This is a genomic window from Achromobacter sp. ACM04, from assembly GCF_014851465.1.
Taxonomy (GTDB): Bacteria; Pseudomonadota; Gammaproteobacteria; order Burkholderiales; family Burkholderiaceae_B; genus Achromobacter; species Achromobacter aegrifaciens.
The window spans coordinates 498820-514065 of sequence record NZ_JACUZS010000001.1 but is presented as its reverse complement, the minus strand read 5'-3'; the positions used below and the strand labels follow the sequence as shown (position 1 = coordinate 514065).

The following is a 15246-nucleotide window of genomic DNA, read 5'->3' as shown; positions in this document are numbered from 1 at the left end:
CTCAGGCCTTCAGCGGAAAGATGGCGTCGGCCTGGCGGTAGTCGGCCGGGATGACGACCTTGATGTCGCCGCCGATGACCTGCGTCAGCAGGGGCTGCGCGCCGGTGTTCTGGCCGTTCACGAACTTGGTCGGGCCGTAGGGCATGATGTGGTCCGAGAAGGTGCTGGAAGCCAGCGCGTCGATGATGGCGGCGCGGTCGGCCGACTTGGCGCGTTCCAGCGCGTCGGCCAGCAGCAGCACCGAGGTGTAGGTCATGAAGACCTCGTAGCTGAAGTAGGCGCCCTTCTCTTCGACGCGCGCCTTCAACGGGGCCACGCGCGCATCCTTGGGGTTGAACCAGTGGTTGCAGTCGAGGATGCCATTGGCGATGTCGGGGAATTCCTTCAGGAACTTGTAGCTGGAGGCCGCGCCGCCCAGCACCGAGTAGATCGCCTTGGGCTGCACCTTCTGCTGCTTCATGGCGCGCAGCAGCAAGGCATATTCGTTGTAGTAGTTGGCCGGGATCACGATGTCCGGATTGAGGGACTTCATGCGCAGCACGATGTTGTTGAAGTCGCGGGTGGGGTTCGGGTGCTTGACCACGTCCTTGACCTCGAAGCCATGCTGCGGCAGCGCCTTGGACAGCAGCGCCGCGGTGCCGGTGCCGAACAGCGAATCCTCGTGCACGATCATCACGGTCTTGGCGGGCTTGCCTGCCGCGTCGTTGAGCGCGGCCAGGTCGGTGATGGCGCGTTCGCTACAGGCGCGATAGCCCGGGCCGAAACGGAAAGTGTTCTTCAGGCCGCGCTCGACGATCTGGTCGGCCACGCCCACGTCCACCACGTGCGGCAGGTTGTACTTGGCGGCGGTCTGCGTGGTGGCCAGGCAGATCGCCGACGCATAGGCCCCGACAATGGCCGACACGCCCGCCTCGTTCATTTTCTCGACCTCGGCCGACCCCGCCTCGGGGCGCGACTGCGCGTCGCCCAGCATGGCTTCCAGCGGCGCGCCGCCCAGCGACTTGATGCCGCCGGCCTTGTTGATGTCCTCGATCGCCAGCAGCGCGCCCAGGCGGCATTGCTGGCCCGAATAGGCCAGCGCCCCCGTCACCGGATGCAGGATGCCGACCTTGACGGGTTTGGCGCCCTGGGCGCGTACCACCCATGGCGCCGACACCAGGGCAGCTGCGGCGGCGGATTGATAGAGGAAAGTGCGGCGCGAGTTCATGGGCGATCTCCGAGAGTTCAATGGAATTGGGCGGACAGCTCTTCGCTGACCCATACCTTGGCGTCGATGCTGCCGACGCGTGACAGCTGCAACTGGTACTGATAGCGATCGGGGCGATACAGGCCTTGCAGCAGCTGCACGGGCCGCTCGTTCACGTCGCGCACGATGCGCGTCACGGCCAGCAGCGCGGAGCCCACGGCCACGTCCAGATGGCGCGCCACCTGCGCATCGGCCAGCCGCGCCGAAATGGTCTGGGTAGCGCCGCCGAACTCCACGCCGGCCGCTTCCAGCAACATCAGCAGGGGTTCGCGCTCCAGGTCTTCGCGCGTGAAATCGGCCACGGCCTGCGGCACGTAGGTCGTGATGTGGGACAGCGGCCCAGCTTCGGTGCTGCGCACCCGCAGGCTCTTGTGCACGGGCGCGCCGGGCGCGAGGTCCAACGCTTCGGCCACCACGGGCGGCGCCGACACCAGGGCGCTGTCCAGCACCTGCACCGAGGTGCGCAGGCCCATGTTGACGATGTTTTCCAGCAGGCCGGTCAGATGGGCCTTCTGCGGCGGATTGGCCTTGGGCGCGCTGGCCGGAGTCGCCGGCGCGCGCAGCGGCCAGGTGCCCAGGCCGGGCCGGCGCGACACCAGCCCGTCGGCCACCAGCATCTCCATGGCCTTGCGGATGGTGATGCGGGCCACGTCGAACTGGTCGGCCAGCGCGTGCTCGCCTGGCACGCCGTCCTGATCGAAGCGCCCTTCCTGCACCTGTTCGCGCAGGACGAGGTAGATCTGGTGGTACTTCGGCAGAGGTAATGAGGTTCCCATGACGGGAACTCTAGGAGTGTCCTAATGTACCGTCAATGGAACAAATGGCTTTGAGGGTTGTTCTATCGGGAAAACACTGAGGGCGCGGATTCGATCCGGTTACGCCCGCGCTGCTTGGCGTAATACAGGGCGCGGTCGCTGCGGCTGAGCGCCAGTTCGGCGTCCGCGTCCATGGTGTGCATGGTCGAGATGCCGATGCTGACCGTCAGCGGAATATGACGGTCGTCGCCCAGCGAAAACGGCGCCGCCGCGATGCGCTGCTGCACCCGCGTGGCGAAGGCGTGCGCGCGCTCGATGTCGGTATCCGGCAGCACCACGGCGAATTCCTCGCCGCCGATGCGCCCCACCAGGTCGACCGCCCGCAGCTGGGCCCGCAGCGTGTTGGCGAAGTGCTGCAGCACGCCGTCGCCAATGGCGTGACCCCAGGTGTCGTTGATGCGCTTGAAATGGTCCAGGTCACACATCAGCACGGCGGCGCAATCGCTGCCCTGGCGCTTGATCCGGGCCAGTTCCGCGGCGATGCGCGACATGAAGTGGCGGCGGTTCGGCAGCGTGGTCAGGGCGTCGGTGGCGGCGAGTTCACGCAGTTCGAAATCAGCGCGCTTGCGGTCGGTGATGTCGGTCACGAAGCCGTGCCAGACCACGGTGCCGTCGGCCGCCTTGCGCGGACTGGCGTCGCCCTGCCGCCAGCGCAGGCCCTGCTGCGGCAGGCACACCCGGAACTCCAGGTGCCAGGGCGTCTGCGCCGCGGCCGCGGCCTGCAGCGAGGCGTGGTAGGTCGCCAGGTCCTCGGGATGGACGCGCTGCTCGATCGCCGCGGGGCTGGTGCGCACCTCGTAAGGCGTGAGTTCGAACATGTCCCAGATGCCCGCGCTGACGTACAGGAAGCGCGACCCGCCTCCGGGCCGCTGGCCGCACTGGAATACCATGCCCGGCACGGCGTCGGTCAGGTTGACCAGCAGGTCCGCCGTGCGCCGCAGGCGCTCCGACATCGCGCGCATGGCGCTGATGTCAGTGGTGGTGCCCATCATGCGCAAGGCCCGCCCCTGCGCGTCGCGGCTGACGACCTTGCCGCGGCTGCAGATCCACTTGTAGCTGCCGTCCTTGCAGAGGATGCGGTGCTCGACCTCGTAGCTCTCGGTCTTGCCCTCGAAATGCGCCTGCATGGCGGCGCGCACATAGTCGGCATCGTCTGGGTGCAGGCGCTTGTAGGAGTCTTCGATGCGGTTGGTGACTTCGGATTCGGCGTAGCCCAGCAGGGCCTTCCAGCCCGGCGAATAGGTGATTTCGCCGGTTACGACGTTGCGATCCCAGATCCCCGTGCCACTGCCTGCGATGGCCATGGAGAGGTTGCGCGCCTCGGTGCGCCAGCCGTCTTCCGCCGCCCGCTCCGCCGCCAGGGCCTCGCGCTTCTCGACGGCCGCGACGGCCAGCTCGGCGAAATCGTGCAAGGCATCCAGGTCTTCGTCGCCGAAATCCCGCGGCTGGGCATGCAGCAGCCGGAACGTGCCCAGCCGGCGGCCATCGCTGGCGCGCAGCGGGCAATCCACGGAGAAAGGGAGCGTACCGGCCGCGGTTGCGGGCAAGGCGCCCGCCTGGGCCTGCCAGACGCCATCGGCGTCGCTGCAGGCGACCAGCGCCATGTCCACGCCGAACTGCCGCCTGGCCAAGCGGACGAGCCGGTCCAGGGGGCCGTCGAGCCCCGCTTGCACATTTTCCGCGCCGCCGGCCGGCGCGCTTGCAGGAGGAACGTCACCTGTTGCTGGCATGTCTGGACCTGACTCAACACGAGATTCATAAACATGGCCATGCCGGTGGCCATGTCTGACATTTTGTCACGCTCTGCACCAAAATAGCATCATTTTGAACGATATGATCACCGGCCTATGGAACACCCTACCCGCGTGCTGCAACGCGCCTGGCTACTGCTGCTGGCCTTGCTGATCACCCTTCACGGCGGCCTGGCCCACGCCCAGGCGTTCGATCGCCAGGCGGAGAACGCCCGTTACCGGCAATGGCTGGAAGACTTCCGCGCCGACCTCCAGCGTCTGCGGCAATCGCCCGATCCGGCCAAGGCCGACATCGACAGGCTGTTCGCGAAGACCATCGTGCCGGGTTCCCGCGGCACCCAGCTGGTCAGGACGCTGGCGCAGGCGCCGGGCGACTCCACCAGCGGCGAGATCCACTACGCAGGCTTGCAACGTGTCTTCCTGGCCGCCCTGGCCGACGCCGTGGTGGCGGGCGACGGCGGAGACTACCCGGAAACGCAGGCCAAGTATCAGAAACAAGTATTGCGCGTGCGTTACATGCACGTGGATGGCGGCGGCCGTCTGGAATCCTTTTTCAACGACCCCGAGCACTTCAAACCCTACCGCCTGCCCGCGCCCGGCACCCTGGAGCGCGACGCCTACCCCTTCCTGCTGTTCGAGGAACATGACGGCAAGCTGCGGCTGGGCGGCGTGTCCAAGGAATTCTGGGAGCTGGTGAGGTTCATGGATACGCTGCAATATGCCTAGGCGACTGGTCCTGCTGCTGGCGGCCATCGCGCACGCTGGCCCAGCCCTCGCGGCTTGCGGCCCTGCCGCCGTCGATTTCACCGCGCCCGTGCCGCTGAAGGCGGTGCCCGTCTCGGTCGGCCTGGGCGGCGACCGTGTCCTGCTGGGCCGACAGGGCGAACGCATTGCCGCCCGCAACCAACCGGTATGGGTCGACGAAACCGGCGATCCGCTGCCCCGGACCTGGATGGACAAGGTCGACTGGTCCGCTTACCGGCTGGACAACGTGTCTCGGGCGCCCGCCAGGCTGTATTTCGACGGCGATGGCCGGCTGTGCCGCGCGGAATCCTATGAACTTCCCCGGCGCGGCGACGGCCCACCCTTTCTGTCGGGCGGTTACACCCTGGAGTACGACGGCGCCGGCGCCCTGACGCGGGTGGTCGAGTACGAACAGACCGCGGTCCGCCGGCCCGCCACCTACGAGGCAAGCGGCCAGGCCTGCCTGAAACGCGATGCCCGGGGCGCGCTGACCGCCTTCACCAATGAGGCTTGCGAAGACAAGCAACAGCCGGCCGCCGGCCGGTTCTACGCGCGCGACGCCGCGGGCCGCCTGCTGCGCGCCATCGATATCGCCGCGCAAGGCGGCGCGTTCCAGGTGCAGACCTATGATGCCCAGGGCAAGCCGGACCAACGTTATGTGCGCCGCCATTCCCCCGGGGATGGCGCCAGATCCTACGCCCATGTCGCGCACGCCTCCCCTGACTCCCGCCCTTATCCGGTGCACCGGGAAGAGTTGAACCAGCTGTCCACCGAGGTGCCGGGCAATGACTGGCGCATCGTCAGCATCGCCGACGACGTGCCGCTGGACGACACGGACATGCAGTCCTGGAATCCGGACACGCAGACCATCCTGGCCCAGGGCGTGACCGATGCGCAAGGCCGCGCGCTGCTTGCGGCGGACGCGCAGGCGCGCGTCTGGCAGGCCATGCGCGACAAGCCTGGCAGGATCTTCTGGTATTCGGACTTGATGAGCCGGGTGCTGCTGCTGCCTGCGATGGACGAGGCCCGCTGGCGCGCCTGCGCCGATCCCGCGAACCAGGCCGCCGACGCCTGCGACTGAGGCGGCCGGGAGCCTAGCGCCAGGCTTCCGGTTCGACGCTGACCTCGCCCTTGTCGGCCGAGAAATACACCACGCCGTCCGAAATGTTGGCATTCAGGCGCATGGTGCGCTCGGCCAGCTGGGCCAGCGCACGGGTCTGTTCCGAGGGCAGGTTCACGATCTTGAGGTTGCGCGTGCGTTCCAGCTTGTTCTTCACGCCGTCCCACCAGATCTTGCTGGCGGAACCACCGTAGCAATAGACGATGACTTCGTCGGCGCGGCCACAGGCGCGCAGGATGCGGCGTTCTTCGGGCTGACCGACTTCGATCCAGAGCTTGACCGCGCCGGTCAGGTCCTTGACCCACAGGTCGGGTTCGTCGGTGTCGCTCAGGCCTTTGGTGAAGGCCAGCTCTTCCTGCGCGTGCAGGGCGTAGGCGACCAGCCGCACCATCATGCGCTCGTCGGTTTCCGAGGGATGGCGGGCGACCGTCAGCGCGTGGCTGCCGTAGTAGTGACGGTCGGTGTCGGCGACGTTGAGCTCGGCCTTGTAGATGGTGGCGCGCAGGGCCATGGCGTAAATCCGGTGAATGTAGCGAATTGCTGAAGGCCGCCATGATAACGCCTGCGGCGCTGCGGCACGTCCACAGACGGCTGCAGGCGCCGGCCCGGCGGCGCTACACTGAACGGCTCCGCTTCGCCGCGCCCGCCACCGGACCCCGCCCATGACCGCCACCGCCGCCCTGCTCGCCTTTACCCTGGCCGCCGCCATCCTGACCGTCACGCCCGGCATGGATACCGCCCTGGTGCTGCGCACCGCCGCCGTCGAGGGCGGCCGCCGCGCGCTCATGGCTGGCCTGGGTGTCGCCGCCGGATGCCTGGCGTGGGGCGTGGTGGCGGCATTCGGCCTGGGATCGCTGCTGCTGGTATCGACCCTGGCCTATGACACGCTGCGCATCTGCGCGGCCCTGTATCTGTTTTATCTGGGCGTGAAACTGCTGTGGGGCGCCCGGCCAGGCAAGCAGGCCGCACCCGATTCCGCGCCGCCCGCCCCCGCCGCGGCAGCCAGCGCTGGCGGCTGGTTCATGCGCGGCTGCCTGACCAATGCCCTCAATCCCAAGATCGGGATCTTCTACATCACCTTCCTGCCGCAGTTCATTCCCGCGGGCGCGGACGTGCTGCGCTTCAGCCTGCTGCTGGCAGGCATCCACGCGATGCTGGGGATACTGTGGTTTGGCGTGCTGGTGGCAGCGACGCGCCCGCTGGCGCGCTGGCTGTCGCGGCCGGCCGTGATGCGCGGCCTGGACCGCATGACGGGCGCGGTCTTCATCGCCTTCGGGCTGAAGCTGGCGCTGGAAAAGCGCTAGTTTCGGCCCCCCCCCCGCGCGCAGCGGGGGGGATGCAAGCGGCCACCGGCTGCCAGCGGGCGGCCACCTGCCTCAATAGACCCCGATCGAATGGCGGGCCACGAAATGGCCCTCGCCCACGGCGACCAGCGGCTCGACCAGCGGATCGTCGCCCAGCTTGCGCATCGGGCTGGGGATCTCGTCGACCAGCAGCGAGCGCTCGCGGTGGCGGCGCTGCGGGTCGGCGATGGGCACCGCCGCCATCAACTTCTTGGTGTAGGGATGCTGCGGGTTCTCGAAGATGGCCCGGCGCGGGCCGATCTCGACGATCTGGCCCAGGTACATCACCGCCACCCGGTGGCTGACGCGCTCGACCACGGCCATGTCGTGCGAGATGAACAGGAACGACACGCCCAGCTCGCGCTGCAGGTCCAGCAACAAGTTGACGATCTGCGCCTGGATCGACACGTCCAGCGCCGACACCGATTCGTCGGCGATCACCACCTTGGGGTTCAACGCCAGCGCGCGCGCGATGCAGATGCGCTGGCGTTGGCCCCCCGAGAACTCGTGCGGATAGCGGTCGATCATTTCCGGCAGCAGGCCGCACTTGTCCATCAGCCAGCGCACCCGGTCCTGGGCCGCCTTGCCGCGCGCCACGCCGTGGATCAGCAGCGGTTCCATGATGGAATAGCCCACCGTCATGCGCGGATCCAGCGAGGCGAACGGATCCTGGAAGATGAACTGGATGTGCTGACGCAGGGTCTGCATGGCGCTGCCGCGCAGCGCGCCGATGTTCTTGCCGTCGAATTCGATACTGCCGGCCTTGCTCTTGACCAGCTGCAGCAGCGAACGGCCGGTGGTGGTCTTGCCGCAGCCGGACTCGCCCACCAGCGACAGCGTCTCGCCCGGATACAGGTCGAAGCTGACCTTCTCCACGGCGTGCACGCGCTTTTGCACCCGGCCCAGGATGCCGCCGGTGATATCGAAGCTGGTGGTCAGGTCGCGCACCTTCAGCACCGGGCCGTTCTCGCGGCGCACGGTGGACGCAGCCGCGACGGGCGCGGCGGCGGCTTGCGGTCGCGCCGTGGGGTCGTCCACGCGCAGCAGCGGGAACGGCGCGGGTTCGTCCGTGCCCTGCATGGCGCCCAGCCGCGGCACCGCCGACAGCAGCGCGCGCGTATAGGCGTGCTGCGGGCGGGCGAAGACCTCGTCCGAGCTACCCTCTTCGACCTTGTCGCCGCGGTACATGACCAGCACGCGGTCGGCGACTTCCGCCACCACGCCCATGTCGTGCGTGATGAAGATCACGCCCATGTCCATTTCTTCCTGCAACTGGCGGATCAGCTGCAGGATCTGGGCCTGGATGGTCACGTCCAGGGCCGTGGTCGGTTCGTCGGCGATCAGCAACTGGGGCTTGCACGACAGGGCCATGGCGATCATGACGCGCTGGCGCATGCCGCCCGACAACTGGTGCGGATAGCGGTCCAGGATGGCGCGGGCTTCGGGGATGCGCACCCGCTCCAGCATGCGCAGCGTTTCGGCGCGGGCCGCGGCGGCGTCCAGTCCCTGGTGCAGCTGCAGGGCTTCGGCAATCTGGTTGCCGGCCGTGAAACTGGGGTTCAGGGACGTCATGGGCTCCTGGAAGATCATCGCCACGTCCGCGCCGCGCACGCGCTGCAGCGTGCTGTCGGGCGCGTTGAGCAGATCCAGCACTTCGCCGCTGCGCCGGCGCAGCAACATGCCGCCATTGACGATCCGGCCGCCGCCATACTCGACCAGGCGCATCAGCGCCAGCGAGGTCACCGACTTGCCCGAGCCGGATTCGCCGACGATGGCCAGGGTTTCGCCGCGGTCGACGTGGAAGGAGACTTTGCGCACCGCTTCGACGGTGCGCTCGGGGGTCTTGAAGCGCACGGTCAGGTCGTTGACCTGGACGACGCGCTTGGGGTCCATTGTTGTTGCCATGGTGATTACTTTTCCTGACGCGGATCGAGCGCGTCGCGCAGGCCGTCGCCCAGCAGATTGAAGCCCAGCACCACCAGGAAAATGGCCGATCCGGGGAAGATGGACATCCAGGGCGCCTGGGTCATGAAGTTCTTGGCGGTGTTCAGCATCGAGCCCCAGGACGGGTTCGGCGGCTGCAGGCCCAGGCCCAGGAACGACAGGCTGGCCTCGGCGATGATGGCCGTGGCGATGGTGATGGTGGCCTGCACGATCAGCGGCGGCATCACGTTGGGGAACACGTGCCGGCCGATGATGCGCAGGTCGGACGCGCCCAGGGCGCGCGCGCTCTGCACGTAATCCTCGTTCTTGACTGCGAGCACCTGTCCGCGCGTGAGGCGGATGAACTTGGGCGCGGCCGAGACGCCGATTGCGATCATGGCGTTGGTCAGGCTGGGCCCGAGAAAGGCGGCCAGCGCGATGGCCAGGATCAGGAAGGGAATGGCCAGCAGCGCCTCGGTGGCACGGGAAATGATGCTGTCGGTCCAGCCGCCGAAATAGCCGGCGGCAAGACCGAAGGGCACGCCCACCGCCAGCGCGATCAGGACCGACACCAGGCCCGCCATCAGCGAGGCGCGGGCGCCATAGACCATGCGGCTGAAGATGTCGCGGCCCAATTCATCCGTGCCCAGCCAGTAGGACGCCGAAGGCGCCTTGCGGATGGTGGTGAAGCTGGTCTGGAAGGGATCGTGGCTGGCGATCAGCGGCGCCAGGATGGCGATCACGACAAAGAACAGCACGATCCCCAGGCCCAGCATGGCGATGTGGTTGCGCTTGAATTTGCCCCAGGCGCGGTTGCGGCTGCGGGGCGGCGTGACGGCTGCGGCCGTTGCAGGAATTGCGCTCATGAGTGCCTCAGGCGGGGATTGACCAGGATGTACAGGATGTCGGCCAGCAGGTTCATGATGATGAAACCCACCGCCACGCAGAGCACCACGCCCTGCACCACCGCGTAGTCGCGCGTGAAGACGGCGTCGACCACCAGCTTGCCGAAGCCCGGGATCGTGAAGACCTGCTCGGTCAGCACGGCGCCCGCCAACAGTTCCCCGAACAGCAGCGTCACCAGCGTGACAATGGGCATCAGCGCATTGCGCAAGGCATGGCGCAGCACCACGCTGCGCGGAGATACGCCCTTGGCGCGGGCGGTACGCACATAATCGGCCGACAAGGCTTCCAGCATGGCCGAACGGGTATGGCGCATCAGATACGCGGCGATGGCCGTGGACAGCACCAGGGACGGCATCAGCATGGTCTTGATCGACAGCCAGAAGTCCTCGGACGGCGACACATAGCCCGAGGCCGGCAGCAGCTTCCATTGCACCGACACCACCATGATGAGAATGATGCCAAGCCAGAAATTGGGGATGGACATGCCGGACAGCGCGGCGATGTTGGCGCCCATTTCGATGGGCTTGCCCTTGCGCACCGCGGCGACGATCCCCATGGGGATGCCTATCAGCAGCGCGAAGAACATGGCCATGGCGGCCAATTGCAGCGTGACCGGCAGCTTCTGGCCGATCAGCGTGGTGACGGGGACGTCAGTGCGCAGCGACTTGCCCAGGTCGCCTTGCACGACCTGCGCGGCCCAGGCGGCGTACTGCACGGGCAGCGGATCGTTGAGGCGGTACTTGTCCCGCAGGTAGTCCAGGACGGCGGGATCGCGTTCTTCGCCGGCCAGTGTCAGCACCGGGTCGCCGGGCAGGATTTTCTGCAGCATGAAGACGATCATCGACACCAGTATCAGTGTCGGTATCGCGACGAGCACGCGGCGCAAGATGAGTTTAAGCATATGAGAAACCGTAAGACAGGAACGGCGGACGGGACGCGCAGGATAAACCGCGCCCTGCCGCCGCAAACGACAACCGGACGCGCAAGGCGCGTCCGGCTGGCGCGGCGCTTGACTGCCGCGCCGCGATCACTTCTGCGCGTAGGTCACGCCTTTCAGGCGGATCATGCCGTCAGGATAAGGCGTGAAGCCCTTGACCTTCTTGGCCATGGCGAAGGGCCAGGGCTGGTAGTAGTTATACACCCCGGGCAATTCGTCCTGGATGATGGTCTGGGCCTGGTCGTAGATAGCGCGGCGCTTGGCCTCGTCGGGCACGGTGCGGGCCTCGTTCAGCAGCTTGTCCACTTCCGGGTTGCAGTAGTGGCCATCGTTCAGCGCGCCCTTGCAGGTGACGAAGGCGTGGATGTTGCCGTCCGGATCGACCCGGCCCGACCAGCCCAGCATCACGACCTGGAAGTTGCCGCCGGCCGATTCCTTTTGCAGCGCGGCGTACTCGGTCGGGCGCAGCGACAGGTCGAAGCCCGCCTCGGACGCCATGGCCTGCACGATCTCGGCGATCGAGGACGTGGTGGTGTTGTTGCCGAACATGACCTCGGCCTTCACGCGGTCAAAGCCCGCCTGCTTGAGCAGCGCCTTGGCCTTGGCGACGTCGCGCTTGGTCGGCGGGAACTTGTCGCTGTGGTAGGGGCTGGCGGGCGGGAACGGCTGCTGCGCCGGATCGAAGATGCCGCCGCCGGCCACTTCGCTGATGGCGTTGCGGTCGATGGCGTACTGGAACGCCTGGCGCACCAGCTTGTTCTTGAACGGATTGTCCTCGGCGCGCTTGCCGTTGGCGACGTTGAACATGAACTGCTGGAAGCCCAGGCCGGCCACCGGCGCGAAGGTCAGGCTGGCGTCGCTCTTGACCTGCGGCACGTCGGAGGGATTCAGGCGCTCCAGCATGTCCAGGTCGCCCGCGCGCAGGTTGGACAGGCGCACGGTGGTGTCCGGGATCGGCAGGAAGGTCACGCGCTTGAAGGCGAAATCCTTGGCGTCGTAGTACTGGTCGAATTTCTCCAGCACGATGCGGTCGTTCTGGATGCGTTCGACGAACTTGTAGGGACCGGAACACACGGGCTTGCGGCCCACGGCGGCCACGTCGTCGCTGAAGGTCTTGGGCGACAGCATCATGCCGGCGCGGTCGGACAGCTGCGCCAGCAGGGTGGCGTCGGGCTTTTTCAGCGTCAGCACCAGCGTCGTGGCATCAGGCGCGTCGACCTTTTCCACGGAGGCCAGTTCGCCCTTGCGCAGGCTGTCCGGCAGGGACATGGCGCGTTCCAGGTTGGCCTTGGCCGCGGCGGCATCGAACTTGGAGCCGTCATGGAACAGCGCGTCCTCGCGCAGCTTGAAGGTCAGCACCTTGTTGTCGGGGCTGAACGACCACGAGGTGGCCAGTTGCGGCACGAAGTGCAGCTTGGGATCGATGTCGATCAGCTTGTCGCACAGCGAGGTGAAGACGATGCGGCCCACGTACGTGCGCGCCCGGTGCGGGTCCAGCACGTCCGGATCTTCCTGCAGGCCGATCCGGATGTTCTGGGCGGAAGCCGCGCCCGCGGCCAGCGCCAGCAGGCTGGCGCCGAAGGTCAAGGTCAAGCGTTTCATTATTTAGATTCCCCTTGTGGCTGCGCTATTGCGTATTAGAAGCCGACCGCCTGACCGTCGCGCCGGCTGTCGCTGGCGGCGACGTAGCCAAGCTCGTTGTCGTTTTCGGACATGCGCCAGATGAACTGGCCCGCGCCGAAATCCATGTACGGATCGTCGACCGACTTCAAAGCATGCCCGAGGTCTTTCAGGCCCGCAATGGTGGAAGCCTTCATATTGGTCTCGATGTCCAGCGTGAAATCGCGGTTGACCTTCCAGCGCGGCGCGCAGCAGGCGGCCTGCGGATTCTGGTGATAGTCCAGCATGCGCACCACGGTCTGCATGTGGCCTTGCGGTTGCATGTCGCCGCCCATCACGCCAAAGCTCATGACCGGCTTGCCGCCGCGGGTCAGGAAGCCCGGGATGATGGTGTGGAACGGACGCTTGCCGCCTTCGACCACGTTGGCCGACTTCGGATCCATCGAGAAGCCCACGCCGCGGTTCTGCATGCTGATGCCGGTGCCCGGCACCACCACGCCCGAGCCGAAGCCCATGTAGTTGGACTGGATGAACGAGATCATCATGCCGTTTTCATCGGCGGCGGTCAGGTAGATGGTGCCGCCGGCGTGCGGACGGCCCGCCTCGAAATGGGTGGCGCGGTCCAGGCGGATCAGCTTGGCGCGGCTGTCCAGGTAGGCGTCGGACAGCATCTGCTCCGGCGTTACCTGCATGGAACGCGGGTCCGCCACGTACTTGTACAGGTCCGCGAAGGCCAGCTTCATGGCTTCGATCTGGATGTGCTGCGACTGTACCGAGTCCACCGGAATGTCGGCCATGTCGAAGCGCTCGACGATGCCCAGCGCGATCAGCGCGGCGATGCCCTGCCCGTTCGGCGGGATCTCGTGCAGCTCGTAGCCGCGGTAGGACTTGGAAATGGGCTTGACCCATTCCGGGCGGTAGTTGCGCAGGTCTTCCAGGGTCATGGCGCCGCCGCATTCCTGGCTGAAGGCGGCGATGCGCTCGGCCAGTTCGCCTTCGTAGAAGTCGCGGCCCTTGGAAGCGGCGATGCGGCGCAGCGTGTTGGCGGCGTCCGGGAAGCGGAAGTGTTCGCCGACCTTGGGCGCGCGGCCCTCGGGCAGGAAGGCCTGGGCGTAGCCCGGTTGCGATTTGAGTTCTTCGGCGGCTGCGGCCCACTTGTGCGCCACCACCGGCGGCACGGCGTAGCCGCGCTCGGCGATCTCGATGGCGGGTTCGAACAATTGCTCGAACGGCAGCTTGCCCAGTTTTTCATGCAGCGCGGCCCAGCCGGCCACCACGCCCGGCACCGTCACGGCGTCCCAGCCGCGCTTGGGCTGGATCGCCAGGCCGTCGGCGCCCACGCCGTGCTTGCGCTTGAAGTATTCGGTGCTCCAGGCCGCGGGGGCCACGCCCGAGGAGTTCAGGCCGTGCAATTCCTTGCCGTCCCAGACGATGGCGAAACAGTCGCCGCCCAGGCCGCAGGACACGGGTTCGACCAGGACGATGGTGGCGGCCGCAGCGATGGCGGCGTCCACGGCATTGCCGCCCTTGAGCAGCATGCGCAACCCTGCCTGCGCCGCCAGCGGATGCGACGTGGACACCACGTTGCGGGCGAACAGCGGAATGCGGACGGAAGGATACGGGTTGCCCCAGTCGAAGGATTTCATGTGGCTAGTCTCATAACGGGTAAGCGGCCGAAGTTACTCCCGTGGTTTAATTAAATCAATTTGAAATTTTGTTCCGTCATAAAAGAGATTTTTGTGAGTACCATCCGTTTTCTGCGCACTTTCCTGGCGGTCGCGCACCACGGTTCCTTCTCCGAAGCGGCCGAACAGGTGGCGCTGACCCAGGCCGCGGTCAGCTTCCAGATGCGCTCCCTGGAAACGGAACTGGGCCGCGAACTCTTCGACCGCAGCGGACGGCTCGCCATCCTGAATGCCGCCGGCCGGGAATTACTGCCGGAAATCAAGCACTTGCTGGATCTTTACGACCGCATGCGGCTGCCGCGCACCGTGCCCGGCGAGCTGGCCGGGTCGGTCGCCGTGGGCAGCATCGTGTCGTGCATGGGGACCCTGTCCAAGGTCGTGTCGGGCATGAAGAAGCAGCACCCCAAGCTGGACGTGCGCATCCTGTCGGGCAAGGCCAGCGAGCTGGCGGGCAAGGTCGAGGACGGCGAGCTGGACGCGGCCTTCCTGGTGGAGGCCGGGCGCAAGATGGCCAGCACCCGCTGGACCGCGCTATATGAAGAGCAGTTGGTCGTCATCGCGCCGCGCTCGGCGCCGGGCGAAGACGCGCGCCAGGTACTGGCGCAGAACCCCTTCCTGCGCTTTGACCGCACCCAGCGCACCGGCCTGCAAATAGACCGGCTGCTGCGCCGCCTGGCGGTGCCGCTGAACGAATACCTGGAACTCAACGCCATCGAGACCCTGGTCGAGCTGGTGCGCCAGGAGGTTGGCGTGACGCTGCTGCCGCTGATCAACGGCTCCAACTGGCAGCACAGCCCGGAACTGCGGATTCTCACCCTGCCCCAGGACCTGGGACCGATGGCGCGCGCCATCGGCATGCTGGAGCGGCGCGAGCATGCGCGCCAGGGCATCACGGCGGCGATCTGCGCAAGCTGCGCCGCGGCGTTCCGTGAACGCGACGGGCAGACGGCCGCCTGAACCACGTTGAGCGGGGACTGCCAGTCTGTGTTGGCCGCCCTGGAACGATGGGCCTGGCAGCGAGCGAGCCCCGGTTTCACGGCGCAAACCCAAGTCTCCATGCGCTCCATCAACCCGGCTTTTCCACCCCTTTTTCAATAGATTGACTAGGGGCTGCTTTTCCTATACTGCATCACGAAATTTTGAGCCGATTCCCGGC

General features: G+C 66.8%; 13 protein-coding genes. 4 read left to right on the top strand and 9 right to left on the bottom strand.

What is annotated here, in order from left to right; all coding sequences use genetic code 11:
* Position 1 precedes the first annotated feature (1 nt).
* The 3 genes from IB259_RS02515 to IB259_RS02505 all read right to left on the bottom strand — a co-directional run bounded on the left by IB259_RS02515 (position 2) and on the right by IB259_RS02505 (position 3791).
* Positions 2–1207, bottom strand: a complete 1206-nt coding sequence (locus IB259_RS02515; protein WP_119449510.1) for an ABC transporter substrate-binding protein — start codon at positions 1205–1207, stop codon at positions 2–4.
* A gap of 17 nt (positions 1208–1224) precedes the next feature.
* Positions 1225–2022 carry a GntR family transcriptional regulator gene (locus tag IB259_RS02510; RefSeq protein WP_054456615.1) on the bottom strand — a complete coding sequence of 266 codons (798 nt, stop codon included), beginning with the start codon at positions 2020–2022 and terminating at the stop codon, positions 1225–1227.
* A gap of 62 nt (positions 2023–2084) precedes the next feature.
* Positions 2085–3791 carry a sensor domain-containing diguanylate cyclase gene (locus tag IB259_RS02505; protein ID WP_054456614.1) on the bottom strand — a complete coding sequence of 569 codons (1707 nt, stop codon included), beginning with the start codon at positions 3789–3791 and terminating at the stop codon, positions 2085–2087.
* Positions 3792–3908: 117 nt separating this feature from the next.
* On the opposite strand from IB259_RS02505, the gene IB259_RS02500 reads away from it, so the two are divergent.
* Both IB259_RS02500 and IB259_RS02495 read left to right on the top strand, forming a co-directional pair.
* Positions 3909–4538, top strand: coding sequence for a hypothetical protein (locus IB259_RS02500; protein WP_192327386.1), 630 nt, complete (start codon positions 3909–3911; stop codon positions 4536–4538).
* Positions 4531–5637 carry a hypothetical protein gene (locus tag IB259_RS02495; protein ID WP_192327383.1) on the top strand — a complete coding sequence of 369 codons (1107 nt, stop codon included), beginning with the start codon at positions 4531–4533 and terminating at the stop codon, positions 5635–5637. The genes IB259_RS02500 and IB259_RS02495 overlap by 8 nt, the downstream gene beginning before the upstream one ends.
* A 13-nt stretch (positions 5638–5650) precedes the next feature.
* Here the strand turns inward: IB259_RS02495 and IB259_RS02490 are convergent, their stop codons facing one another.
* Positions 5651–6187 carry a YaeQ family protein gene (locus IB259_RS02490; RefSeq protein WP_119449507.1) on the bottom strand — a complete coding sequence of 179 codons (537 nt, stop codon included), beginning with the start codon at positions 6185–6187 and terminating at the stop codon, positions 5651–5653.
* A gap of 151 nt (positions 6188–6338) precedes the next feature.
* On the opposite strand from IB259_RS02490, the gene IB259_RS02485 reads away from it, so the two are divergent.
* Positions 6339–6980: a LysE family translocator gene (locus tag IB259_RS02485; RefSeq protein WP_119449506.1), complete on the top strand. Its 642-nt coding sequence runs from the start codon at positions 6339–6341 to the stop codon at positions 6978–6980.
* A 72-nt stretch (positions 6981–7052) separates the two neighbouring features.
* Here the strand turns inward: IB259_RS02485 and IB259_RS02480 are convergent, their stop codons facing one another.
* From IB259_RS02480 to ggt, 5 genes are all read right to left on the bottom strand, one after another.
* Positions 7053–8912: a dipeptide ABC transporter ATP-binding protein gene (locus IB259_RS02480; RefSeq protein ID WP_119449505.1), complete on the bottom strand. Its 1860-nt coding sequence runs from the start codon at positions 8910–8912 to the stop codon at positions 7053–7055.
* A 17-nt stretch (positions 8913–8929) separates the two neighbouring features.
* Positions 8930–9808: an ABC transporter permease gene (locus tag IB259_RS02475; protein WP_054456608.1), complete on the bottom strand. Its 879-nt coding sequence runs from the start codon at positions 9806–9808 to the stop codon at positions 8930–8932.
* Complete coding sequence (locus IB259_RS02470) at positions 9805–10749, bottom strand: ABC transporter permease (RefSeq protein WP_054456607.1); 945 nt, start codon at positions 10747–10749, stop codon at positions 9805–9807. Before IB259_RS02470 ends, IB259_RS02475 begins: the two co-directional genes overlap by 4 nt.
* Positions 10750–10875: 126 nt before the next feature.
* Positions 10876–12387 (bottom strand): ABC transporter substrate-binding protein, encoded by a 1512-nt coding sequence (locus IB259_RS02465; RefSeq protein WP_175182115.1) that lies wholly within the window; start codon positions 12385–12387, stop codon positions 10876–10878.
* Between the two features lie 35 nt (positions 12388–12422).
* Entirely contained in the window at positions 12423–14051 is a 1629-nt protein-coding gene (gene ggt, locus IB259_RS02460) for a gamma-glutamyltransferase (RefSeq protein ID WP_054456605.1), read from the bottom strand.
* A gap of 93 nt (positions 14052–14144) precedes the next feature.
* Between ggt and IB259_RS02455 the strand changes: the two genes are divergently transcribed.
* Positions 14145–15047: a LysR family transcriptional regulator gene (locus IB259_RS02455; protein ID WP_192327381.1), complete on the top strand. Its 903-nt coding sequence runs from the start codon at positions 14145–14147 to the stop codon at positions 15045–15047.
* The last annotated feature ends 199 nt before the right edge of the window (positions 15048–15246 follow it).